Source organism: Sphingobium sp. TCM1 (assembly GCF_001650725.1).
GTDB lineage: Bacteria > Pseudomonadota > Alphaproteobacteria > Sphingomonadales > Sphingomonadaceae > Sphingobium.
In genome coordinates this window covers 44,317-66,705 of record NZ_LXVX01000002.1, presented here as the reverse complement: position 1 = coordinate 66,705, position 22,389 = coordinate 44,317, and the positions used below count along the sequence as shown (strand labels likewise).

The following is a 22,389-nucleotide window of genomic DNA, read 5'->3' as shown; positions in this document are numbered from 1 at the left end:
AGCCTGCGCCGTGCTGTATTATCGGGGGGCTAGCTATTTTCTGCAGGGCTCCAAGATGGTACGTTCGGCGAAGAGGAATTGATGAAGGCCGCAACCTTTGAACCCGATAATGCGGATCGGAACGCCGACGAACTTCGTCTCACGGATTGGCTTTGGCGACGTTGGTACGCGAAGCTCTGGTGGAGCGGTGTGCCTATTTATTGGCTGGGCATGCTCGCAGCCCTCAAGCTGGACACATTGGCTGAGGTTTATCGTTCTGCTGCCGGGGGATATATGAACGTCTTGTTCTTTCCACCCCTTGTGGCGTTCGTTCTCTCATTTGGATTTCTTCGGCAGTGGTTAGCTTCGTTGCCAACCCAGGAAAAAGGTGAATTTGATGCGGAAGATTTATTAGCTCGCGATCGATACGGTCCATCTGGGGTGCTTCGCGAATTTGATCCGTTCGACCCGGCGTCAGGGGCGCTTTGGATCGGCAGCACCTTGAACCCTCTAAATCCGGGCTACATCAATCGGCACCCTTCTTGAATTGAGGGTCGCCATCGAACGGCCCCGACCGCAAATCAGTCGAAAATCGTCCGCTACTTAATAGCGAACTCTGTTCGAGTGAGGTCAGAGGAGCGGTCAGATCAGCGGTTCCGCGCGCGCTGTCGGCCTGACCAATATATCGATTCCTAAGTCCGTCCGACCCGAGTATTTCCTCCGACAATCGGTTGGCAAACACCTCAGCTGGGTTGATGGATCGCGCTGCAGCCACCTCTGAATTGGCCAAGGCCTGCCGGACCTCGTAGTTCACGATATTTAGATGCGCGTTGGCAGTTTCATTAGTTGAACCACCTTCCTGGCTTGAAATCCCCAAAGATCCAGTCGCACGGCCAAACGCAGTGCCCCGGTCAGGTTTCGAAATTCGGTTAGCCCCGGCGCCTGCGCCTCCGCCGATCTCCCCCTTCACACCGATAGAGAATGCGTTTTGGTCCTGCGCTGTTCGACCGATCGACCGCTCCCAGCCCGTTTGCCCCATGATCGCCTGCACATCCCGCTGGATCGTGTCCGCGACCTGGGGCTTCAGGCGCCAATTGCCCTTGCGATCCATCTCGAACCCGCCCTTGAGCCAGTTCGCCATGGCGGCGCGACCTTCAGCACCACCGCCCATGAAATGCTCGATCGTGTCGGGCCCGGCCTGCTTGCCCGCTTCGAACCGCGTGCTGGTGTCGTTGCGGGCAGACTTCTCAAATCCTGCGCTGCTGGAGACAAGAAGATCATTGTGCGCGAGGCTGAAGCGGGCATGGCCGCCATTGGCGACTGCACCGAGCTGGCTTTCGTTGAGAAGGCCTGCCTGCCACATCTGGGCCGCCGTTGCTGGGGTGAGGTTAATCCTGAAGTCGCCATTCTGATCCATGGCGATCTGGCGCTTGGTCATCTCGATGCCATTGGCCCGGAGCAGGCCCTGCATGCGGGACAGGCGCTCGCGCTCGACGATGCTGGTCATCCTGGCGTTTAGCGCCCGGTCGGCGATGCCGTCGGCGCCACCTTCCGCCATGTCGAGCTGGTTGCCGCTCGCATCGGCCAATGTTCGAATGAAGCTGTCGAGACGGGCTGCTTCCCGAGTCGACATGCCGGCAGCCTCGGCGCCTTGCGCGAAGCCGAAATTCTCTGACTGCCGCCGCTGCTCGCCGGTCCGGGCAGCACTGCGCGTGCCGTCGTGCCCGACCTCTTTCTGCGCGTCGAGCTTCCCCGAACGCTCGGCAAAGTCATAGCCGGCGGCTTCCCGGGTCCGCCCATAAACGCTGGTACCTTCCCGCGCTGCTTCAGCCGTTGCCCCGTCCGCCGTACCAAGGTCGGTCGCGGCCCGATAGGTTTCGAGAGCCTTGGTCACCTGGGCCTCATTACGTCCTGTTGCGCGGGAGAGTTGCGTGATAGTGGAGGAGCGCGCTTCACCGGAGAGGGCATTGATGAAGGCGATGCGGCGGCTCATATCGTCAACGGGGAGGCCAAGCATCGCGGCAGCTTCGCGCTGACCTTCATTGCCGCCAGTGCGATGGGCCTGCTCGGTCGCGACATTGCCCCGTTCCACCTGGGCGACCCGGTCACCCGCATAATCGCGGCGGCCTTCCATCGCCCCGACCTGAACCTGCGCGGCCGTCAGGTCATTGCGCAGCATCTCCTCTTGCGCATAGCTGTTAGCGATCAGCTTGGCGAAAGTGGGATCGGCACTGGCTTGTGCGATCAGTCCGCTTGCCTTGAGCGCTGCGTCTTCCGGTGAATAACCGCCGCGCTCGAAATGCCGCGTCGCCGCCTGCATCATCATGCCATAGGCGCGGGTGTCGCCGAAAGCCCGCCACTGGACGAGGCCTTGGGTGAAGGCGCCGAACGCCTTCTCGCCCGCTTCGCCTTCCCCGAAATAGCTGGTGCCCAGACTGCGCAGCGCGTCCTTCTCCGCAAAATTGTGGATCGCGCCGGTCGCGGCAGCGGCGCGCACGGCGCTCGCGGTTGCAGGATCATTGAGGTCGCGCCCATGCAGTGCGGGCGCAAGGCCGCCCAGTTCGCGCGCTGCGTCTGTCGCTCCCAGACCCATTGCGGCGCTGCCGGGGGCTCCACCACCATGGGCCGCGCCAACCGCGCCCGCGGCGGCGAAGCTGCGGTTGGTGCCGAAGGTCGAGCGCTCACCAAAATCCCCGAAGCTGGAGGTCGCCGATCGGCGTGCGCCCGTGCCCATGGCGGAGGCCTGCGCCTCCAGCGCCGAGGCAAAGCCCTCGGAGGTTGAGATGGCGGTCGCCGCAGCCGATCCCTGCGCCTGGACGCCGAGCGACCCGCCGGTGAAGGAGGAGAATACATTGCCCGAGAAGCGGAACACCGTGAACACGAACGCGCCGGCGAGGCCGGCCGCCGCCGTGCGGAAGCTGCCGAAGATCGCGAGCGCCTTCATCGCGGAGGAGGGGGCAAGCATCCAGGTCGTGGCCGCCACATGGCTAGAGCGCATCTCGGCCAGGACCGCCATCGCGCGGCCAAGGGTGAGCTGATGGATCCCTGCGTCGATCACGCCCCAAAGTGCCACGAATACGAAGAGCCCCAGTGCGAAGCTTGCGACCCGCAGGTTGATGGGGGTGAGAATGAACAGCAGCGCGATCGGCATCATGAACAGCATGATTCCGAACACCGTTGCCCGGATCGTGGGCATCCATTCATTGGCGGTCGACATGGTGGCAAGACCGCCCGCCACCACGGCGCGATTGGCCATGACGCGGGCGGCGGTCGCCGGGCTGTCCTCGAACAGCACATCGCCCACGCTGCTCCCGAGCAGGATATTGGTGAAGAAAGTCTGGGCAGTGAGCGGCGTCCCCAGCATCATGTCGCCCATCTCGGCGAGGTTGCTGCGGCAGCGCGCGAGCTGGTCGGCCTTGGCGATGTCATAGCCGGTGCGCTGGCAGACCTGAGAGGAATAGCCTTCGAAGATCGCCGGGTCGGACAGCCGGTCCGCGATATGGGTCCAGGCTTCGCTGCAGCTGACCGTCGTGCCGCCTTTGTCCGAGGCGGTGAAGACGGTGCTGAACGTTGCCGGTCCAGCCATGGCTGCGAAAGATGCGGGGAGGTCGGTGCTGGTGTGGAAAAGCTGGTCGTCATCGACGCCATAGGCTGGCGAGACACGGGCGACCGGATAGCATTGGCGGACATAATCCTTGATCGTCGCATCGAGGAAGGCATCGGTCATCGGGCCGCGCGGGCTCACGGCATTGAGGAACAGGTCGAAGGCATGGCCGCCCGCGCCGAACTCGAGCTTGGCATGTGGGTCGAGCGTATTGTCGTCGATCGTCTCGGCGAGTGCGCGCTCCATCATGTTGGTGACGCCCGCCACCAGCACGATGAGATTGGGGACGTCGCCGACCGGCTGATAGGCGTTGCGCACCCGGTCATAGACATGAACAGTGCCGTTCGTCGCGACGAGGCCGACGAACAGGCCGATGCCAACCAGCATCTGAAGACCGAAGGCAACCAGCCCCATGCCGGTGCCGCGGACCATGGCGAGCACCGCGCCCAGCGCCAACCCGACGACCGCTACGATCAGCACCAGTGTCTCGTAGCGCGGATCGGCAAAGATCATCGAGACAAGGCGAAACGCATCTACCGTCTCGGCAAAGCCGTCATAGGTGTGGAAGCTCGTCTCCAGCGCGAGGGCAGGAGAGGCAACGAACAAGCTGGCGAGACTGCCAAGCAGCGCGGGCAAGCGGGACAGACGGCGCATGGCGGCTGCTCCTTCAGCGGTTGCGGCTGGCAGCGGTGCCGGCGGCGTCACGCGCATCCCGATCGCGCTGGCGGATGAGGCCGGCATAGCCCGTCGAGAGGTTCGCCTGGGAGAGCGCCGCCATATAGGATTGCCGCATCTGAGCACGCTGGCGGAGCACTTCTTCGCGCAGGTCGCGGAGCTGCTCGATGCCCTTGGTGAGGATGCGGGTCTGGCAGACATTGGCGCTGGCCCCATCGGCGGCGCCCGCCGCGCTGGTGCCGCGCTCGGCATTGGAGACGGCAAAATCTATGCTGCGGGTGAGATCGTTCAGCATCTGATAGGCAAGGGTCAGGGCGACCAGCTCGTCGGTATCGCCGATGACGGAGTCGACCACATCCTGGCGCACGCCCCATTCAAGCATCCGGTAGACGGGCAGGGTCCGGACATTCGCGACGAACTGCCGTTCCTCGGCCGTGAGCGAAGCGCGCGTCCTGATCTTCTCGGCGATCGAGGTCATGCGCTCGCGGGTCAGCGCCAGCGCGCCCTTGGTCCCGTCCTGCGTGCAATCGGCGGCGGTGGCCGGCATGTTGAGTGCGCGCCGCATCACCCGGCCGCTCAGGAAGTCGTCCGAGGATTCGGTATCCTGCCCGGCGCAGGCGGGGATGGCCGAAAAGAGCGGAACCTTGTCGCTGGCGTCCCAGCGCATATAGACATCGCCCACCCGCGCCCGCATGACGCCCGCCCAATCGGCGGCACCGACGCGGGAAGCGGCGTGCGAGAGCAGCGAGCCGGTGCGGAAGATGTCGGTCACCTCGGCCGGGCAATTGGCGAGTGCGTCCTTCAGATCCTCGGTCGGACTATTTCCGTTCGCCTGGATCTTCTCGCGGCTTTGCTGATAACTTTTGGCGTAACCTTCCTTCACCGACTTATAGCCGGTCATTTCTTCGATGATCCCGGACATATTGTCGTCGCCCCTCGCGATCTGGACCATGCGGTTGGCGAGGCGGCAGTCATTGACCTGGATGGAATTCAAGAAATTGGTGGCGGCCTCCATCTTCGAAATGATGTTCCCCATCTTCTCGTCCAGGGTTTCGAGCAGATACTGGAAAGCGACGGCGGGCGCGGCCTGGAGGATGCTTTCGAGCTTCTGGACGAGATAGTCCGGGTCGAGGAAGGACATGCCGCCCAGAAACATGTCGATGCCGCCGCAGCCCGCCTTTACCTTGGGCATGGTGAGGCTCATCAGGTAATCGCTATGGACGTCGATCCGGCCGGACATGCCGCCCGCCGTCACATAGCCGCGGGTCTGGTCCTCGAAACTGCCGGGGCTGGTATAGGTCACATTGTCGAACCAATGTTCGGCCCAGCTCTGGGCGTGCGCGGGCGCCATCGTGCCACAACTCGCCAGCAGCGTGGCGAGGAGCGCGCTCCATCGCCGGAACCGCGCGCAGGATATCAACCGAAAAAGGGCGGGCGTGCAGCGATCGGCCATGGCGGACTCCAGACAGGTGAGGCTGTTGAGGGAAGATCCGAGCCCGCCATTGCTCAGTCCTTCGCTCTGCGGGTGATGGGAGAGAGCGCCGGGGCGCCGACGATGCCGGTAAACTTCGCCATGGCGCGCACGCCGACCGCGGCTCGCACGCCGGTCTGCATCTTGAGACCGAGATAGATGTTGCGGGCGAGATTGGCCGAATGATCCGTTCCAATCGCGATTGGCAGGATGCGGACCTCGTCGGAGACCGGGCGGAGCCAGGCGACCGGATGGCCGATCCAGGGAAGGCCAAGCCGTCCCGAGCGGAGCATGGCCTCCTCCCTGCCGATCGGGCGGACCGCGAGGCCATAGCGCGTTTTGAGGGCGAGCAGCTTGGTCCAGAGATCACCACAGGGCAGGCAACCAGGCGCCGTGCTCATCTCGATGACGAATGCGGAGCCCTGGCCCTTCAAAGCCGCCTCGAAATCCGGCGGATAATCGACGGTGCGTGGAACGCGAGCGAGCCAGCCCTGCATTTCGCGGTCACTGGAAACCGGATGGATCGCGGCGCGGGCTGCCGCGACACGGTCAGGCGCGCGTCGTTGCTCCTGCGCATGGGCCGACAGCGGCAACAAGCCCAGCAGCGAGATTGATGCACCGAAATGGAGGGCTCTCATGGGCGGACACCAACTGGATTTGCCATCGGATCGGCGGCGGCTACCGGACCATTAGCGAGCGCGTCGAAAAAGCCATTCTCCTCACCGGCACCGGTCAGGAACTGTTCGGGCCTGATGTCGCCCGAGAGGAGCTTCACTGCCTGATAGGCGGTCTGGATGAGCGTAGGAAACGCCTCGACGCCATTGGCGATGACCATGCGCTGCGCGGAATTACGGCGGATGACCATAGTGGTTGGCGTCACCTCCACGCCGAAGCGGGCGCCAAGTTCGGGCCGCCGGTCAAGGTCCTCGCGGATGATCTGCCAGCCGGTTTCCTCCTGGAAACGCTGAAGGATCGGCCATTGCACCCGGCAATAGCCGCAGGATGTGCGCGAGAACATGACGAGCGCAAATTCAGAACCGCGGGAGCGCAGATAGGCGCGGCGCACCGCATCCTTCTCTGCCCCCAGCGCATCGCGCGCATCGCCGATCATCGGATTGGCCGACTTAGCGCTCAGTTCAGGATGGGCGAGCATCGCCAGCTGGGTGACGCCGGCAAAGGCGCGGGCCTTGCGCCGCGCAAAATCCTCCAGCCGCCAGAAATCGGATACGGCTTCGACGGTGAGAACCGTCGCGGCATAATCGCGCTGGTCGGCGATCAGTTTGGCGATCCGGGGCGGGCTCCATCGGGCGAGTTCCGCCATCGGTGGGATCAGCGGCGCTGCCGGTACTTCGTCGGCCGGCGTCTCGCCAGGATCGGGCTTGGCGCGATACCACCAATAGCCCTGGCGGATCGTATCCTCCGCGTCGGCCGTCGCCGGGAGCAGCAGGCCAGCCACGGCCAGCAGGGCGAGCGCGCGCCTCACAGGATGCGCTCCATACGGGTGAGGCGATCGAGCCGAACCGGTCCGAAATAGCGGCTGTCAAAGCCCCCGGCATGATCGGAGCCGACATAGACATAGCCGACGGGGACCGGCCGATCCCCCCAGCGCAGATGAGGAAGCGGTCGACCATCGTGCCCGAAGGGCCGGCTCGCGCCCAGGAAGGTGCGGCCGCAATAATACCAGCTGCGGGTGCCCTCGCGGCCATCGACCGAAAGCCGTTCGATCTCGCGGAGGCGTTCCCCGGGCAGGCAGAGCGCCCTCTTGGTGACGCTCACCGGTTTTGGTCCCGCGACCGGATGGGAGAGCATGAACTCAACGAGATCGCCCTTGTGTATCGGACCTGGCGCGCGCCGCACGACCCAGGCATCGATCGAGGGGCTCATGACCAGGATGATGCCCGGCAATCCAAGCCAGGTGAGGGTCGCGAGGGGCAGGATGACCGCGAGGTTCAGGGCCAGGCGCCTGTTGTCGGCAGGCTGGCTGCCGACCCCGCCGCCCAGTGCGAGCGCCGCCTGCGCGGGAAGGGTCTTGAGCCCCAACCAAAGCCGATTAGCGGCGAGACAGGTGAGACGCAGCATCGCTTACCTCCTCCTTGCCGCCAAGGCGGGCATATTCGTCCATCAGTCCGGAGAGCGCGGCATCGCCAAAGACGATATGGCTGGCGCGGGGCACAACCTCTTCGTCGCGCTCACAATAAGGGAGGGTTGGATCGCCCGGCACCAAGGCGAAGGCGGGTACCTGGGCGACGCCATGCTGGCGGAAGAGGACCGGGTCGACGATAAGCTGGACATTGCGCATCGTGCAGGCCGGCCCCTCGCAGCCCGGATCGACGCGCAGGATCTGCGCCGTCAATTTCGCCATCGGGCCGACTTTGCTCATGCCCCCGGGAACGCCGCGAAAGGCGATGACCCCACCCACGGTCTCAAGCTGTGCGGCGTAATTACGCAGGGCCTGGAGCGGCATCGAGGAGGAGGCGAACAGCATCGGCACCCAGCTCTTTGCCGAAGCCACAGCCCGTCCATCCTTCGGTTTCTCCGCCTCGATTGGCGCGGCAAGCCCCAGAGCCTCGTAAAGGCGCTTTTGCACGGCATCATGCTCGGCAGTCAGGCGCTGCGCGGCATCCTCCCGGTCCTTGCGCGCCTGCTTTTCGATGTCGGGAAAGCGCCCCTTCTGTCGCATCGCCTCGAATGCCCGGCGGCGCATTGCCTGCGATGGTTCGGGGATGCCGCTCGGGCCAGATATAGCGGGCTTGCCTGGGGCGGGCTTGTCTGGTCCGGTCGGCTGGGGCTCTCCCACGGTCTGACCGGCTTGCGCGAACGCGGGGGCGGCGGCGCAGAGCGCGACCATGGCGCCGGCGTGCAGCAAAAGGTCAGGGATGGATGATGCTGAGCGTCGCATCGATCTTCTCCTTCATGTCGATCTGGATGTCGGATTGGGCGCGGGCCTCGATGTCGGAATAATATTCGCTGAGAACCATCCGGCTGAAATCGAGCGCCTGGAATTCTTCAGCGGAAAAGCCGCGGCAATAGGGATGTTCGGGCGTGCCCCAGCCAAGGCTGTTGAACGCGGCGAGTTGCGGCCGACCCTGTTCCTGGATGATGCGGCCGAGCTTGGTGTTGAAGCAGCAATGGCCCCGCGCCTTCTGGATGCAGATGCCCAGGATCCTGGACGAGCAATAGGTGCCGACCTCATGGCACATACCCGAGCCGCGCAGCATGCCGGTTTCCATATCCTGTTGGTCGCAGCCCTGGAGCAGCGCCTCGATCATGTAATTGATGGCCAGGCTGATCGCGATCGAGGTCGGATCGATGCCGACGATGATCGCATGGGCGCCCGCCGAGGCCGCCTCGCTCGCGGTCGCTCCTGCCTTGAACGCGGTATAGGCCGCTTTCATGCCGGTGAAGACGCCCTTGGCGATCGCGATTTTGGTGGTGATGGAACTGAGCGAACCACCCATCCCGTCCTTGACAATCTTGCCCTTGTCCTTGCAGCAATTCTGGAAGGTGACGCTGGCGCCGGGCGGCCGGCAGCGCAGCGCCCGTCCGCCGAATATCTCGATCGTTCCCAGGCAATTGCCGTCGGCATCGACCGGGCCGTCACCCGTCGCGCCGGGATCGTCGACAACTTCCTCATTTTCGATCGGCGTGGCGGATGTGTCGATGCAGCTATGGGGCGAGCAGGCTGGCACGCCACCAACTGTCGGCGTCTTGCAGGCAAAAGCAGCCCCGAGCGGACAGGAATATCCGCCTTGCGCGTTGGCTACGCAATCGACCTGGCCGATGGGACAGAGCGTGCCGCCATCCGTGGTTGGAAGGCACTGCGCCATCTCACCTTCATCTCCTGCATCGCCATTGCCGTTGAGGTCGGCGGCGCAGATCTGCGCGGCATGAGCCTGCGGGACCATCGTGACCGGAAGCAGGGCGCTGGTGAGCGCGAGTGCGAGGGCAAGCCGGCGGATCATCGCGCCACCGCCGTGCAGGCCAGGTCCGAGCCTGCGAGCCGGACCGTCTGCATCATGACCACCGCTTCTGGGAAATCATCGAGGCAGCCGCAGGGTGAGACGATCTCCTCGCCAGCGCCCAGCGGGCAGACATTGTCGGCCGAGCAGATATGAAAGAAGCTGTCCCAGCCTACGGGCACATTCTGCTTTTCCGCCACGGCGCCAGCGGGCGCAACGCCGCTATTGGCGCTGGGTGCGCGGGTTTTGCAGATGGATTCGCACGCCCCGACCGCCGGACGATCGGGGAGGGCGAAGGCGCGGGTCGACTGGACGAGCGAGCCATCGCTGGCGCGAGTCTGGTCGGCGAGCAACGTCTCGGTCGAATGGTCGATGATGTAGGTTGCGCGGGCAAGATTGGGCTGCGCTGTTCCCGACGTATCGGCCACGCAGGCATAGCGGCGCGTGCGCAGGAAGAAGTCGCGGCTATATTGAAAAGTGCAGCTCCCCGTGCCGAACAGGCGGGTCAGGGGTAGGGATTTGAAGCCCGTGACGACGCCGTTTCTGACCGTCTCGACGCCGTCCACATCTTCCTGCGTCAGGCGGCAGGCGGGATCACCCGCATAGCCGGCGCACAGGTCAACCAGCCGCTCACTTACCTCACAGCTCGTGTCGACCTGGATCTCGACGGTGGCGTAGCCCCAATTACCGCCACCCCCGCCGCGCACGCGCGCGCTGACCGACGTCTTGCCGGACCTGAGCCTGTCGGTAAAATCGATGGGCGTGCGGTTATACCAGGGATCGTCGCCGATCCGGCAGTCGCCCGAGGGCAAAGCGTCGCCAAGCCAGGGCCGCTTGCCCGCAGACCCCACGACCTGCCCGTTGATCCGCCCCTGAACCCAGTCGTCCGCGCCCATCTCGATGATCCGCGCCGAAACGATCCGGCTGGGCAGCAACGGATTGAAGGAGACGGTATAGATGGGTGGATTGCTGCCGCAGCTTCCCGCCCCGCGGATCTGGAAACGCAGGCATCCCGTGCCGCAGCTGCTGGTCGAGGTGATGGACCCGCTGGCGGAGACGATATCGGAAAAGTCCCAGGCCTTGACCGCAATCTCGCGCTCGATCGTGCAGGACCGCGTTTCCTCCGCCTTGCCATTCCCCGCCGGTGAGGCCGCCAGCGCGGTGAAGACCGAACTGGCCTGCGAGGCGGCATAGGCGTCGCCGCTGATCGCGGTCGGGTTGGCGCGATAGCTCGTCGCGGACACCGCAGGCGAGGACGAGCAGGCGGTCGTCTGCGCGCCGACATAGCGGATGACCGGGCCGTCGATACTGGCCTGCGCCACCGCGATCCGGGGATCGGCGGTCGTCAGCGCCCCGATGACCCCGCCACCCAGATCCTTCAGCACCGAGGGGAGATTGCCCGCGACCAGGTTCGCGCCGCAGCTGGCATTGACGCAATAGCAGCCGGCAAGGTCCGGCAGATCGACCTGGCTGAGCCTCAAATCGCCGGTGCCGCCGACATCCCATTTGAAGCTCTGGCACTGGTTCCAGCTTCCGCTAGAACAGGAGATGACGCCGTTTGCGCAGATTCCCGACACCGGGACCGGGAGGGTCAGGACCTGGTCGAACGCGCCATCGAGATCCTTGTCGCGGGAAATGGAGAGATGGGTGATGTCGCCGGTGGTGCCCGGCTGGACGAGCATTTCGAGCATGGTGGCACTTTGCTGGCAGGCAATGCTGGGCGTGAAGCTGCGGCGATTGTCGACCGTGCTGACCGGCTGGTTGGCGAGGCCCGGCGTCAGATAATTGTTGCTGATCGCATCGCTGTCGCCGGATTTGGCGCGCGAGGCGGCGGCCGCTGCCCGGGCCCTCGCGTCCATGTCCTGCGCGAAGGCCGATTGCGACTCTAGCGTCGCCAGCACCGCGAGCGAAGAGATGAGGATCCACTTCATGCCTCTTCCCCCAAGGTCCGCGGGCGGCCAGCAGCGCGAAGCCGGAACACGGAGCAAAGCCCGACTACGCCGGGTGGCGCGGAGAGACATTGGAAGGCAGCCTTGCCGTCAATGATGGTCAGCACGGCCAAAGCGGACGAGGATTCAGGCAGAGGGGGGTATCCTCGCTCGCCGGGGGTATATCCGGCCGTGCTGACCTTCTCCCCATACGTTTCCAAAGCCGCATGGGAAGAATCGGGTGTTGGAGCGGCGCTGGATGGCGCCAGCGCCGCTCCGCCCACGTAGCGGCCGACCGGGCCAACATGGCCTTGGCGGGCAGACCGGGCAGGAAGCCGGGCCGCTGTGGGACAGGGGGGAAGGGTTTGGCTCATGGGGTCGAGACCCCCGCGCAGCAGATCACCTTTTCAAAGGACATGAACTGGGCGTTGTCCTTGCCGGGCGCATGTTTGCCCGAGGACCAGAGCGCGCCGGGACGTCCGATATTTACGCATTTGCCGCCCTTGACCGGCTCCATGATCTGGAGCTTGTAGCGGCTCTTGGCCCAGATCGGCTGGGGCTTGAACGAACAGCCGTCGGCTGAAGAAATGGTAAGGGCACCAAGGCGCCCCATCATGAAGGTGCCGCGCGCAGCGAGGCCGGCCCAGGCTTCCACACTGTCACCAAAATGAATATCGCCCGCGACCGGATAAGTGGCGCCCCAGCTTCCCATGCACCAGAAGAGCGGGTCGATGACCTTGCCCGCGGCGGCCGCGGCGCTGTCGGCCATGCAGGCAAGACCCGCGGCGGGATTGCCGAAGAGAATACCCTCGGGCTGGATGATGGCGCCCAATGTCCCGGACTGCCAGGTCGGCAGCACTTCGGTGATCATGGCGACGTCGAACCCGTCATCTTGCGTACAGGGGAGGTCGGTGAACATGTCGAGCATCTTCCAGACCGGCGAGATATAATAATGCATTTGCGCGAACAGCTTCTGGCTGTTGGTACCGTCGGCGATTCCAGACTGGCTGCCCTGAAGCCGGCCGCCGGTCGGCAGAAGATCGGCGCCGAGCGCCATCATGCAGCCGGGCTCGGTGACGACGTCGATCATCCGGTTAGGCGACCAGAAGCTCACCTTCACGCCGAACCAGAAGGTCGCGCCCTTGCGACAGGCGCATAAGGGTTTGGAAGCGGACTGGGCGTCGAGCGCCTTGTCGAGCTTGTCGAAACTCCCCACCCGCACGCCGCCGATGGTGATCGGGAAAATGCAGTTCCAGCGGACCTTGGTGATGGGGTTGAAGATGGTCCCGGCCTCGCATTTGGAGGCAAGGGCCGGCGCAGAGGCGCCGCCGGCGGCCAGCGCCAGTGTGAGCGGCGTCATGCGCGCGAGAAGCCCGCGCTTCATGGCCGTGCGCTCCCGCCCGCTGCACGCAGCGGCGCATATTCGGTGAGGACGAGCTTCTTGCCCTGCTGCGCGACGATCACCGGCGCGACCGTGAGGCCGAGCCGTTCCTTCACCCGTTCCTCCAGGATGAAAAGGGGACGCCCGCTGCGTTCGGAGAGGTCGAGCGCATCGCCCGCGGTAAGCAGGATGAAATCGGTAAAGCGCGCCTGCTTCAGCGCCCAGCCAAGATCACGGGGATGGACGATAACGAGGCGCTGGGGCAACGACACATAGTCGAGCGGGTTGAAGGTGAAGCCCTTGGGGTAAAGCAACCGGCCATCGGGCAGGCGGATATCCTCCTCCACCGTATAGAAAGGAACGAGGCTGCGGACGCGGTCGACCCTGGCCTGCATCAATGGCGCCGCCTGGAGCGCCGACCAGCTCGAGCGCGGGCCAAGGCGCGAGACAAGACTGGGTGCCCTCGCAGCGCGCGCCTCGATCTCCGCCATGGCGTCGGGCTCGGCGATCGGCCAGGTTCGCCCGATCGTGGAGGTCGCAGCCAGTGCGGGGTTCCCGCAGGCAAGGCTCAGCATCAGCGCGCCGATCAGGGCGTGGCGGGCGCGATCGGGAAAACACGGCTCAGCGGTCATGGCGCCGCCTCCACCAGGGGCGGTCGTCCGATCTGTCGCCGCAAATCGCGCAGATGAGCGCCGACGCGCCGAGCACCAAGCCGGCGAGCAGCAGCCCCTGGAGACGCAGCGGCAGCGCGCCTGGAGTTTCGAGCACCAGGATCGTGAGGACGAGCAGCATGAGCTGCGTGCCGACCAGCAGGCGGATCGGCCCAGTTGCCGGGGCGGCGCTGAGGATGCCCTTCATCGCCTGTTCCACCAGCGGCGTAGCCATTTAGCCGACTTGCCCGCAGCGCCGGTCATGCCGATAAGCAATATGCCGCTCGCAAAGCAGCCTGCGGCCACCATCACCGCTGCGCGCAGGATCAGGAACGGAGGCTTCTGAAGCGCGATGCCGGCGGCGCCGACGAGGAAGCTAAGCATCATCGTCTCGATCGTCACAAGCCGGAAGCGCCATTGGAAGGCCTGCGCCTCGGCCCTGGCCGCCGCGCGTGCCTCAATGAAGGCTTCCAGTTTCGGGTCGGGCTCGAATTCGAAGCGGGGCTGGTTCTGGTCGGGCGGCGTGCGCATCAGAGCTGCTCCCCAGTAAAGGTGGACCCAAGGATTTCGGTCGGATCGACGCCGGCGAGATCGCAGACTGCCTCGAGCGGCGACATGCCCCGGCGCAGTCGCGCCTCGAACGCCGCCACCTCCTGTGGTGCGCTGGTATTGATCCAGTAGGAGAAGGGGTCGACGACGAGCCGGGCGATGCCCAGACCCAGAGGCGAGTCGATGAAGACTTCCGAATAATGGGGCTTGTTGTTGCGGACCGACTTCAGGAGGTCGAGGACGAAGCCTGAATAATCGAGGATCTTGTTCTCGACCGCCCGATCGTAGGTCGACCCCTGGAGCAGGAAGCGGGTGGCGGCATTTTCGAGGATCACCTGTCCGGTTCCTCCGAACAGCAGCAAGTCGTTCATCGACTGGAGCACGACCCCGAAACTCCCCTGATATTTGCGCGCGCGCCTGTAGCCCTGGCCGAACACCTCGGCGAGGCGGGAAAGATCCTGCCCGTCGGTGCGGGTCATGAACTGGGCGGCCTCATCGCACAGGACAAAGCGGGGCCGATCGCGTGCCGAAAGATAGAGTTCCTGGGTGACCGCATTCACCACCACCATCACGATCACATTGAAGAGATCGGGCATGGCTTTGAGGCGCTCAAGCTCGAGCACGACAAATTCATCGGCGGAAATGTCGAAGGTCGAGGGCCCGTTGAAATAATGGCCATAAGCGCCCGAACTGGCAAAATCGCGCAGGTTGAAGGCAAGTTCGCGTGCAGCGGGGATCAGATGCTCGACCTTGTCGAGATCGCTCATCGCATAAGCGGGATAGGCGCCGAGCCAGTCGCGGACCGCGTCGATCCCGGCTTCCGCGCGCCCGCTGTCGATCGTCCACTGGACTGCGGACTTGAGCAGGTTCCATTCGGACGTGCTGACGCCCTTGCGGGTCGCGGCATTGGCCATTTCCGCGACGATGGCGACCGCCATGGAGATGGCCGACTGCCGATCGTCGCTGTCGAGCGCGAAGCCCATGTCGAAGGGGTTGAGGACGAAATGCTCCTCGCCAATGTCGATGTAGCGGCCCGAGCAGAGCGTGCAGAGCTTGGCATAGCTGCCGCCGATATCGATGATGCGGATGAGCGCGCCTTGGGCATAATATTGCTGGCAGAGGTTATTGAGGAGGAAGCTCTTGCCCGCGCCGCTCTCGGCCGAAACGATGAAATTATAATTGTTGATGCGCGGGTCGAAGAGATCGAGCGTGATGAGCTGGCCCTTGCGGCCGGCATAGAGGAGGGCGGGGCGCCCCCCGCCGCGAAAGTCGGTCTGGACGGGCGCCAGAAGCGCTGCCGCCTTGGCGGGCATGGGAAGGTCGCGCTCCAGCATCCGCACCGTCCGCCGGTCGGGATAGAAGCCGAAGGGGAGCGCCATTGGTAGCAGGACCGGATTGAGATAGCTCTCCTCCTGCATCATCCAGGGCAGCGGCTCGCTTTCCCAGAGGCGCTTGGCGCGCGCGGCCATCTCACGCGCCTGCGCGCTATCGCGGCCGAATACCCAGATGACCGGGATCACCGAGACGAAGCGGCTATTGCCCGCCTCATCGAGCACCCAGCCTATCTCCTCGATCTGCTTTCCCACCTCGACCGCGAAACTGCCAGCGGCCTTTTGCGCGGAGAGGATCTGCGCGCGCTTGTGGATCTCGAAGCTTGAATGATCGAACAGGATGTTGAGTGTATAGAGGAAGGGCCCGCCAATCTGGTCGCTGTCCTCCGAGGCGCCGCGCATCCCGCCCAGAAGGCGATTGCAGCGTTCGGCTGTCACGCGCCGGGCCGGCGACTTGGGCGTCAGGCAGCGGGCGACCTGGTCGCCGAGGAACAGTTCCGGGCCATCGAAGACGAGATCCGGGCCGGCATCGATCAGCTGCTTTCGGACCGGGCGCGCGGGCATGTCGTCGCTGCCGCGTGCAAAAACGCCCGGTGCATTTTCGAATACGCCGTTGAAGATGCGGCGATAGAAGGTGACGAGTGCCTCGGGCGCGATGCGGGCGATGCCGAGCTTGGAGAGTTGTTCCTCAATCTGTCGCCGCAAGTCGGCGCCTAGGGGCTTCCTCGTCTTGATCGAGAGAAGGAGGCGGAAATTGCGCAGCGGAATGCCGTGCAGCGCATCGAGCCCCTGCGTCCCGTCGCGCAGATAGTCGCGGGTCCGGCGCGCCGAAGCCTGTATCAACGGATCGGGCCGGGATTTCAGATCGAGGAAAGCGTCGAGCGCGCCGTCGATCAGCGGGTCGGCGAAGCAGTGGAGCTGGACCACGGTGCCCGGCGCGAAGTGGATGTTTAGGAGGCCGAGCAGCGCCTGATGGACATGGGCGAAGAGATAGGCACTGGGCACGAGTTCCCAGGCCTGGCCCCAGCCATCGTCGATGCAGAGGAAGGCTTCCTCCTCCGCGACCCAGGCGACCATCGGCAGAAAGTCGGAATAGGCATCGCGCGAAACGCTCTGGCGCAGCCGCTCGAACGTCATGCCGCCGCCATGACGGGTGCCGGGCGCCTTCATTGCCCCTGCTCTCGCGGCTGTTCCTGCGGTGGAGCGGGAAGGTCGCTCGTCTCCATCGGCGCGGGCTTGGCCTTCACCTGCTCGAGGACTGGCACACGGCTCGCCGGATTGACGGGGCTCACCAGATAGTCGCCGACGACCCATTGGGGCTTGTCGAGGATCGAATAGACGTAGCGCGGCATGTAGAGCCGGTCGGGCCGTTCACGGTCGGCATAAGGAAGGATGAGCGTGCGGATCGTGCGTCCGGGCCGCAGCATCGGCGTCACTGGCGCTTCGACCAACCCCTGAAGCTCGCGATAGACGCTGTCACGATAGCCAAGATAAGGCGTGGCGGCCTTGCCCCTGGCGCGTCCCGTCGATCCGGGCGAGGCGGCGACGGCGCTGCCTTTCAGCATCTTCCTGTCGTTCGTGACCCTGGGATCGGACCGGGAGGCGGCGCCGGCGACCGCATCCTCATAGGCGCGCTCGGGGTGGATGCACTGGCCATGGTCGCTATTCTTGCAGCTGAATTTTTCCGGGTAGGGCGACATGGCCGAGCCGATCGCCGTGCAACCGGGAAGCGCGGCGAACAGGAGCAGTGTGGCTGCTGGGCGCCGCACGCGGCATGGGGCTGTGGTGAGGGGGGACATGGGCTTGTCTCCTGCTTGAGGGTTCATGCGCATCAGAATTTGCTTGCCGCGCTGGGCTTAATTTCGAGGGTCACGCCCTCCTGGATCACGACCACCACATCCTTGGCCGCGCCGACCTCGACGATGGGTCCGGCCTGGCGGGCGAGATCGAGATAGAAGTCGGTCAGCTTGTCGGAGGATTTGGAGAGGCCCCCGGCAATGCCGGACTTGGCCGCGTCGCCCGCATCAAGCGATCGAACGGTGCCGAGCGCGGAGACCGACGTGTCCCCGAACGTGTTTTCGACGCTCTGACTCATGCCCGAGATCGTGCCGGCAATGAAGCTGCGGGCGAGCGCGGCGCCGGCGCGGGTGACGACCCGGCCCGAAAGTCCCTTCTTCCCGTCGGTATCGACGAAGAAGCCCTTGATCGGCTGATCGACCACCGAGCGTTCGTCGAAATCGACGCAGGAGAGGGAGACGAGCTGGACCTCGACCCGCTCCTTGGCGAGGCTGCCGGTCGCATTGCCGATAACGAAGCAGCCGGAAAGGTTCGCCTTTACGTCATTGGGCAGCACGGCGGGCGCCTGGACGCGGGCGATCAGCGGTTCGGGGTTCGAGGTCGCGTCCCGGCTCGCCAGCGCGTCGATCCCGGTCAGCAGCCGCGCCTTCATGAAACCAGGCGGCAAATAGATCGTCCGGGTCTTTTTTTTAACGCTTGTTGCCCCCTTGTCGCCGGCGTCGGCGGTGAGCGCGGCGGTCGCGGTCCCTATCGAGCCGACCTGGCGCTCCACTGGCGGGGCGGGCGGCGCAGGAGGGGCAGACGGCACGGGCGGCGGTGGCAGGCTGCCGTCGGCGCTTTCCAGCTCATGCGCGCTGGGGCTAGGTGGGAAGGCCGGGATGTCGCCCGGCATGGCGCTGGGGAGGTCACCGTCCGCCGCGTCCGTCGAGGATCGCGCGCCCGGCGCGATCTTGCCTTCCTCGATCGCGGTCACCCGGTCGCCCAGCAGCGCCTGGCCGTCGAGGATTTTCTTGAGGTCACCGCGCATCTTGGTCTCGAGGCTGTCGCCGCGCAGTCCCGCGCCCATGTCGAGGCGGGAGGCAGCTGGCGCGGCCGGGGCCTCCTCCTTCGAGCCGGTCGATGCGGTATAGAGGCCATAGCCGAACAGCGCGATGACGAAGCCGACACCCGCCTGGCGGGCGCGCAATTGCTGATGGGCCGTCAGCAACGCCCAGCGGGCCTTGAGGTCGAGCAGTGCCGGACCGCGCAGATCCCTTTGCGCGCGATCGTTCGGTTTGCTGCCGGCGGCGTCGCTGTTCTTCGGCGGGCGGGAATAGCCTTTCATGCCGGCGTGGGGCCGCTGGGTCGGCGCGTCGGGCCTGGTGCCCATCGGTTGCGTGCCCGCCGGTTGCGCGCCGGTCGGCTTCTCGCCGCTCTTGTCGTCAGGGCCGCTCACAGCGTCTCTCCGCGACGCAGCAGAATGAGGCGCGCGGTCTCGCCGGCCTTCAGGGACAGGCGATCGAGGGTGACGCTGAAGATGCGCTTGCCCATCGCGGTGTCCAGGAACAGCCGCTCGTCAAACTCGCTATCGGTGCTTGCTTCCACCCAATATTCCGACGCCGACAGCCCCGTGCCCTCGATCGTGACGCGGCGGCGTTCCGTGATGCGCAGCGCTGGTGCGGCGCTGAGCGCAAGCGGCCCTGGCGAGACGGCGACCTCGGTAAAGCTTGCCGGCACCCGGTCCTGCAGCATCGAGAGGGTGATCGAGACGGCTCGCTCCTCCTCGACCAGCGGCCCCAGCAATTCGCCATTGGCGCGGGCACGCTGGCTGGCGCCGGGCGCGAGGGTCACGGTCTGGGCGGGAATGTCGGAGGGCTCGGCATAGAGCGGATAGATGGCGCCGTTGCAGGTCACGAAGAATTCCGAGGGCGTGGTGACAAAGCTGCGCGTCACCTGGCCGGCATCGTCGCTTTCCCTGACCAGGAATTTGACCCAGGCGTCAGCGCCCGCCTTTTCGACCGCGATCGCCTTTTCGGCGGAGAATTTGACGTCCTCGATCTCCCCGCCCTGGCAGACGAAATGATTGATGTCGCGGTTGGAGAGGCGGATGCTGCTGGTCTGGTCGGGAAGCGCGGTGATGGTCTGGGCCAGTGCCGCTATGGGCAGCATGGTGGCGATCGCGCTCGCCGCGAAGGGCGCGCAGAGGCGCTTACCGAAGTTCGGCATCGAAATTCTCCTCGGAAAGTGACAGGAGCCAGAAGCGTCCGGCATCGATCGTGTAGCGGATGCTCAGATTGCCGCGGAACTTGCGGATGACGCCGCCGATGACGCGTACCTTTTCTACCGGCACCAGGATCTGGCGGTCCGTCCAGGTGACGGGCTGATCGGGCCGGATGTAGGTCGCGATCGAGAGCGTCGGATTAGTGGTGAGTTCGTCGAGGATCGCGTTCAGACTGTCGCGGATGCCATTATAGGCGGTGGGGTGGACGATGCTGAGCAATTCCTCAAACTGCCGGTCGGCCGACAATGCGGAATAGGTCCCCGAAAGCGCGACGATATTGCGCGTCATGGTGCGCAGATATGTGGGCGAGGGCTTGCCGCCGGTCACATAGAGATCGCCGCCCGCGCCGAAGGGAACCACGATTGTCCGCTGGTTCTGGCTCGTCGTGTAAAGGGCGATCCCCAAAACCGCGGTGATGCCGAATAGCCCCGCAATCGAGAATTTGAGGAGCCGATTTTCTTCGAACAGGTTGGATGACCCCTGGAGATAGCGATGGATGCCGAAGCTCGCCGGCTTCTCGGCCAAGGGATCGCTGGTCTCTCGGGCGGATGATCTGCCGAACATTGGATAGCTCACTCGCAAAAGCGGGTCTGGGTCGGGCCGGGGTAGCGGGGCAGCGTGAGCAGCCCCCAGCGCCAGGCGAGATGCGGGATGAAGCCGCGCGGCTTGGTCCGCTTCCAGGGAATGAAGAGGAGAAGGACGCCGAGGAGCGACCAGCCCAAATATCCGCCGACGATGACGGCGACGAAGATTGTGGACACCACGAGGATGAACTCCTGCGCGTCGAACCAGAGGATCTGGACCGGCTTGTGCAGGAATTGCGGCAATCTCTCGTCCACGTCCTTCTCCCTTGCTTCATCACGCCGGCCAGGCGTGATTGTTACAAGGAGCGACCATTCGCTCCCCGTGTCCGGCGCAGGCCCAAAAGGAAAGCCTGCGCCAGTCCTTGTTTCACGCGGGTCTCAGACCATCATGCCGAAGGTCTGGAGGATGGAGTCGGCCCGGATGAGGCAGACTGCCGCCACGATCGTCGGGATGCCGATCATGATATTGGAAAAGAGGCGGCTGACCCCGAACAGGAAGGCGGCGACGCCCCCCACGAAGCCGAGCGGCCCCTTCACCCCCTGGTTCACCACGATATCGTAGATGTCGTAGCCAAGGTCGCCGGCGGCCGGCGCCTGGAAGGCGTGGGCGGCCGATGCCAGGGTCATCGCAATGAGCAGGGTTCCCACGGCATCGGCCGACGCAAAAGAGAGGCGGCGGATCCGTGGCATCGACAGATGTGGTAGGTTTACGGTCTTGAGCATGGCTTTTCTCCAGGCAAAAAGGAGCCGTCCCCTGTGAATGCCCGCCGGCATCGACATGGTTGATCGTTGACGGCTAGCGAAGGGATGGGTGGCTCCTTGGAAACGGGGCCCTGTCGCCGGCATCTGTTGCTCAGGCTGTTGGCGCGCTTGCACCCGTCGGCCTGAGCCCGCCAAATGTGGGGAGAATCAGCTGGGCGGTTTTTTGGGCGCCAGCTTCTCTTCGAGCCAGGCCTCGATCTCGGCCTGCTGGAAACCGGCAATGATGCGGCCGTCGAGGATGAGGGTGGGGGTGCCCGATATGCCCATGGCTTTGACCGCCTGCGCATTGGCCGCGACGCGGGCGGCGCCCTCCTTGCAGGTCGTGAGAGGTTTCGGCGCCTCTCCGGCATAGGTGGCGCGGAACGCGGCCGCCTGGTCCTTCGAACAGAGGATATGCTCGGCCTTGGACGCGGCGTCGGCATGGATACCGCTCACGAAATAGATTTGCCGTCGCACTGGCTTCCCTTCGGCTGCCTTTGCCGCCCAGAAACGATCGAGGGCGCGGCAATAGGGACAGTCGGGATCGGTGAACTCGATGACGGTCGGAGCCCCGGGTGGGCCGATGGTGAGCGCCTGCGCAGGGTCGAGTTGGCCGAGCTTTTTTCGCGCGCTCGCATCCTGGGCGAGGGCGGTCAGGTTGACGCCGTTTCGGTCGTAGATGGTGGCGAAGAGCAGATGGTCGCTGTCAGGCGCATAATAGAGGATGCGGCCGCCGGCGCTCGCCTGGAACAGCGGGCCAATGACGGGCGCCGGGCCGAAATCCTCGAACTGGAGGTTGGCGAAGCTCTGCCGAAGACTTGCCTGAGCCTTTGCCGCTACAGTGTCGAGAGCGACCGGATCCGTCGCGGGCTCTGCAGGTGCGGCGTTCACGATCCCGGCGGCGCCTGCGATCAGCGCAATCGCCAGTGTCTTAGCGATCCGTGCGTGGCATGGCATCATGATATCCTTTCCTGTCGTGGAATGGGCGGGCAAGGAGCGCCGGATCGAAGCGGATCGAGCGCCCAAGCGGTACGGTCATTGCGGGGGCGGCCGGAATTTCGCCCGGGGTGGCCTCCTCGATGATAAAATCGCCGCCCTGCTGCCGAACGGCGAGAGGTTGGACCCAGTCAGTGGGAACTCGCGCCTTCACCATGGCTTGCCCTTTGGCCGCCATTGCGGGCATAGTTGCCGCCATGAGAATGACGAGTGCGGGGGCGCCGATAGGAATGCCTCTGCCCATGGGGCATGTCTCCTCGCATCTGGGCGGCTGAAGCGGCGGCCCGGTTTCGGGAAGGGTGCTGGCGGGAAGCTTCGGTCATTCGGGTAAGCTCGCCCTCACCGGTTGTTGAAACCATCGATGTCGAGACTGCCCCCGCCCGGCAATGGCCAGGGCAATGACGTGCCGGTGCAGGGCACTGACGTGCCGCCAGGCGGCAGTAAAGTGCCGCTTGGGCATTTGCGTGCCGCATCATGGATCGTT

Annotated in this window: 22 protein-coding genes; 1 reads left to right on the top strand and 21 read right to left on the bottom strand. The window is 64.9% G+C overall.

From position 1 onward, the window contains the following. Nucleotides 1-81: 81 nt before the first annotated feature. Nucleotides 82-525 (top strand): hypothetical protein, encoded by a 444-nt coding sequence (locus A7Q26_RS24410; RefSeq protein ID WP_232313636.1) that lies wholly within the window; start codon nucleotides 82-84, stop codon nucleotides 523-525. Here the strand turns inward: A7Q26_RS24410 and A7Q26_RS01415 are convergent. From A7Q26_RS01415 to A7Q26_RS01315, 21 genes are all read right to left on the bottom strand, one after another. Then, entirely contained in the window at nucleotides 506-4,237 is a 3,732-nt protein-coding gene (locus A7Q26_RS01415) for a conjugal transfer protein TraG N-terminal domain-containing protein (RefSeq protein ID WP_066856220.1), read from the bottom strand. The genes A7Q26_RS24410 and A7Q26_RS01415 overlap by 20 nt on opposite strands. Nucleotides 4,238-4,250: 13 nt before the next feature. Continuing rightward, complete coding sequence (locus tag A7Q26_RS01410) at nucleotides 4,251-5,609, bottom strand: conjugal transfer protein TraH (RefSeq protein WP_232313648.1); 1,359 nt, start codon at nucleotides 5,607-5,609, stop codon at nucleotides 4,251-4,253. A 155-nt stretch (nucleotides 5,610-5,764) separates the two neighbouring features. Continuing rightward, nucleotides 5,765-6,367: a hypothetical protein gene (locus A7Q26_RS01405; protein WP_066855519.1), complete on the bottom strand. Its 603-nt coding sequence runs from the start codon at nucleotides 6,365-6,367 to the stop codon at nucleotides 5,765-5,767. Further along, a complete protein-coding gene (locus tag A7Q26_RS01400; RefSeq protein ID WP_066855516.1) occupies nucleotides 6,364-7,212 on the bottom strand; it encodes a conjugal transfer protein TraF in 849 nt (282 codons plus the stop codon). The genes A7Q26_RS01405 and A7Q26_RS01400 overlap by 4 nt, the downstream gene beginning before the upstream one ends. Further along, nucleotides 7,209-7,808, bottom strand: a complete 600-nt coding sequence (locus A7Q26_RS01395) for a S26 family signal peptidase (RefSeq protein WP_066855513.1) — start codon at nucleotides 7,806-7,808, stop codon at nucleotides 7,209-7,211. The genes A7Q26_RS01400 and A7Q26_RS01395 overlap by 4 nt, the downstream gene beginning before the upstream one ends. Next, nucleotides 7,780-8,628 (bottom strand): type-F conjugative transfer system pilin assembly protein TrbC, encoded by an 849-nt coding sequence (locus A7Q26_RS01390; protein ID WP_232313635.1) that lies wholly within the window; start codon nucleotides 8,626-8,628, stop codon nucleotides 7,780-7,782. Before A7Q26_RS01390 ends, A7Q26_RS01395 begins: the two co-directional genes overlap by 29 nt. After that, entirely contained in the window at nucleotides 8,600-9,634 is a 1,035-nt protein-coding gene (gene traN / locus A7Q26_RS01385; RefSeq protein WP_232313647.1) for a conjugal transfer protein TraN, read from the bottom strand. The genes A7Q26_RS01390 and traN overlap by 29 nt, the downstream gene beginning before the upstream one ends. A gap of 53 nt (nucleotides 9,635-9,687) precedes the next feature. Continuing rightward, nucleotides 9,688-11,619 carry a hypothetical protein gene (locus A7Q26_RS01380; protein WP_066855507.1) on the bottom strand — a complete coding sequence of 644 codons (1,932 nt, stop codon included), beginning with the start codon at nucleotides 11,617-11,619 and terminating at the stop codon, nucleotides 9,688-9,690. A gap of 367 nt (nucleotides 11,620-11,986) precedes the next feature. After that, nucleotides 11,987-13,000 (bottom strand): TraU family protein, encoded by a 1,014-nt coding sequence (locus A7Q26_RS01375; protein ID WP_066855504.1) that lies wholly within the window; start codon nucleotides 12,998-13,000, stop codon nucleotides 11,987-11,989. Further along, a complete protein-coding gene (locus A7Q26_RS01370) occupies nucleotides 12,997-13,629 on the bottom strand; it encodes a conjugal transfer protein TraW (protein WP_084438936.1) in 633 nt (210 codons plus the stop codon). Before A7Q26_RS01370 ends, A7Q26_RS01375 begins: the two co-directional genes overlap by 4 nt. Then, nucleotides 13,619-13,855, bottom strand: a complete 237-nt coding sequence (locus A7Q26_RS01365) for a hypothetical protein (protein ID WP_066856214.1) — start codon at nucleotides 13,853-13,855, stop codon at nucleotides 13,619-13,621. The genes A7Q26_RS01370 and A7Q26_RS01365 overlap by 11 nt, the downstream gene beginning before the upstream one ends. After that, nucleotides 13,852-14,178, bottom strand: a complete 327-nt coding sequence (locus A7Q26_RS01360) for a hypothetical protein (RefSeq protein WP_066855501.1) — start codon at nucleotides 14,176-14,178, stop codon at nucleotides 13,852-13,854. Before A7Q26_RS01360 ends, A7Q26_RS01365 begins: the two co-directional genes overlap by 4 nt. Beyond that, complete coding sequence (locus tag A7Q26_RS01355; protein ID WP_066855498.1) at nucleotides 14,178-16,697, bottom strand: TraC family protein; 2,520 nt, start codon at nucleotides 16,695-16,697, stop codon at nucleotides 14,178-14,180. The genes A7Q26_RS01360 and A7Q26_RS01355 overlap by 1 nt, the downstream gene beginning before the upstream one ends. Next, nucleotides 16,694-17,326, bottom strand: a complete 633-nt coding sequence (locus A7Q26_RS01350) for a TraV family lipoprotein (protein ID WP_066855495.1) — start codon at nucleotides 17,324-17,326, stop codon at nucleotides 16,694-16,696. Before A7Q26_RS01350 ends, A7Q26_RS01355 begins: the two co-directional genes overlap by 4 nt. Before the next feature lie 32 nt (nucleotides 17,327-17,358). Continuing rightward, a complete protein-coding gene (locus A7Q26_RS01345; protein ID WP_232313634.1) occupies nucleotides 17,359-18,759 on the bottom strand; it encodes a TraB/VirB10 family protein in 1,401 nt (466 codons plus the stop codon). After that, a complete protein-coding gene (locus A7Q26_RS01340; protein WP_066855492.1) occupies nucleotides 18,756-19,529 on the bottom strand; it encodes a type-F conjugative transfer system secretin TraK in 774 nt (257 codons plus the stop codon). The genes A7Q26_RS01345 and A7Q26_RS01340 overlap by 4 nt, the downstream gene beginning before the upstream one ends. Beyond that, nucleotides 19,513-20,148 carry a TraE/TraK family type IV conjugative transfer system protein gene (locus A7Q26_RS01335; RefSeq protein WP_066855489.1) on the bottom strand — a complete coding sequence of 212 codons (636 nt, stop codon included), beginning with the start codon at nucleotides 20,146-20,148 and terminating at the stop codon, nucleotides 19,513-19,515. Before A7Q26_RS01335 ends, A7Q26_RS01340 begins: the two co-directional genes overlap by 17 nt. A gap of 8 nt (nucleotides 20,149-20,156) precedes the next feature. Next, nucleotides 20,157-20,423, bottom strand: coding sequence for a hypothetical protein (locus tag A7Q26_RS01330; protein ID WP_066855486.1), 267 nt, complete (start codon nucleotides 20,421-20,423; stop codon nucleotides 20,157-20,159). A gap of 123 nt (nucleotides 20,424-20,546) precedes the next feature. Next, nucleotides 20,547-20,891 (bottom strand): hypothetical protein, encoded by a 345-nt coding sequence (locus A7Q26_RS01325; RefSeq protein ID WP_066855485.1) that lies wholly within the window; start codon nucleotides 20,889-20,891, stop codon nucleotides 20,547-20,549. 186 nt (nucleotides 20,892-21,077) lie between these two features. Continuing rightward, on the bottom strand, nucleotides 21,078-21,866 hold the full coding sequence (locus tag A7Q26_RS01320; protein WP_066855483.1) for a DsbC family protein: 789 nt from the start codon (nucleotides 21,864-21,866) through the stop codon (nucleotides 21,078-21,080). Next, a complete protein-coding gene (locus A7Q26_RS01315; RefSeq protein WP_066855479.1) occupies nucleotides 21,841-22,149 on the bottom strand; it encodes a hypothetical protein in 309 nt (102 codons plus the stop codon). Before A7Q26_RS01315 ends, A7Q26_RS01320 begins: the two co-directional genes overlap by 26 nt. Between the last annotated feature and the right edge of the window lie 240 nt (nucleotides 22,150-22,389).

Coding starts and splice junctions, on each gene's coding strand:
- A7Q26_RS24410 (WP_232313636.1), top strand. CDS start 82: ATGAAGGCCGCAACCTTTGAACCCGATAATGCGGATCGGAACGCCGAC.
- A7Q26_RS01415 (WP_066856220.1), bottom strand. CDS start 4,237: ATGCGCCGTCTGTCCCGCTTGCCCGCGCTGCTTGGCAGTCTCGCCAGC.
- A7Q26_RS01410 (WP_232313648.1), bottom strand. CDS start 5,609: ATGGCGCCCGCGCACGCCCAGAGCTGGGCCGAACATTGGTTCGACAAT.
- A7Q26_RS01405 (WP_066855519.1), bottom strand. CDS start 6,367: ATGAGAGCCCTCCATTTCGGTGCATCAATCTCGCTGCTGGGCTTGTTG.
- A7Q26_RS01395 (WP_066855513.1), bottom strand. CDS start 7,808: ATGCTGCGTCTCACCTGTCTCGCCGCTAATCGGCTTTGGTTGGGGCTC.
- A7Q26_RS01390 (WP_232313635.1), bottom strand. CDS start 8,628: ATGCGACGCTCAGCATCATCCATCCCTGACCTTTTGCTGCACGCCGGC.
- traN (WP_232313647.1), bottom strand. CDS start 9,634: ATGGTCCCGCAGGCTCATGCCGCGCAGATCTGCGCCGCCGACCTCAAC.
- A7Q26_RS01380 (WP_066855507.1), bottom strand. CDS start 11,619: ATGAAGTGGATCCTCATCTCTTCGCTCGCGGTGCTGGCGACGCTAGAG.
- A7Q26_RS01375 (WP_066855504.1), bottom strand. CDS start 13,000: ATGAAGCGCGGGCTTCTCGCGCGCATGACGCCGCTCACACTGGCGCTG.
- A7Q26_RS01370 (WP_084438936.1), bottom strand. CDS start 13,629: ATGACCGCTGAGCCGTGTTTTCCCGATCGCGCCCGCCACGCCCTGATC.
- A7Q26_RS01365 (WP_066856214.1), bottom strand. CDS start 13,855: ATGAAGGGCATCCTCAGCGCCGCCCCGGCAACTGGGCCGATCCGCCTG.
- A7Q26_RS01360 (WP_066855501.1), bottom strand. CDS start 14,178: ATGCGCACGCCGCCCGACCAGAACCAGCCCCGCTTCGAATTCGAGCCC.
- A7Q26_RS01355 (WP_066855498.1), bottom strand. CDS start 16,697: ATGAAGGCGCCCGGCACCCGTCATGGCGGCGGCATGACGTTCGAGCGG.
- A7Q26_RS01350 (WP_066855495.1), bottom strand. CDS start 17,326: ATGTCCCCCCTCACCACAGCCCCATGCCGCGTGCGGCGCCCAGCAGCC.
- A7Q26_RS01340 (WP_066855492.1), bottom strand. CDS start 19,529: ATGCCGAACTTCGGTAAGCGCCTCTGCGCGCCCTTCGCGGCGAGCGCG.
- A7Q26_RS01335 (WP_066855489.1), bottom strand. CDS start 20,148: ATGTTCGGCAGATCATCCGCCCGAGAGACCAGCGATCCCTTGGCCGAG.
- A7Q26_RS01325 (WP_066855485.1), bottom strand. CDS start 20,891: ATGCTCAAGACCGTAAACCTACCACATCTGTCGATGCCACGGATCCGC.
- A7Q26_RS01320 (WP_066855483.1), bottom strand. CDS start 21,866: ATGCCATGCCACGCACGGATCGCTAAGACACTGGCGATTGCGCTGATC.
- A7Q26_RS01315 (WP_066855479.1), bottom strand. CDS start 22,149: ATGGGCAGAGGCATTCCTATCGGCGCCCCCGCACTCGTCATTCTCATG.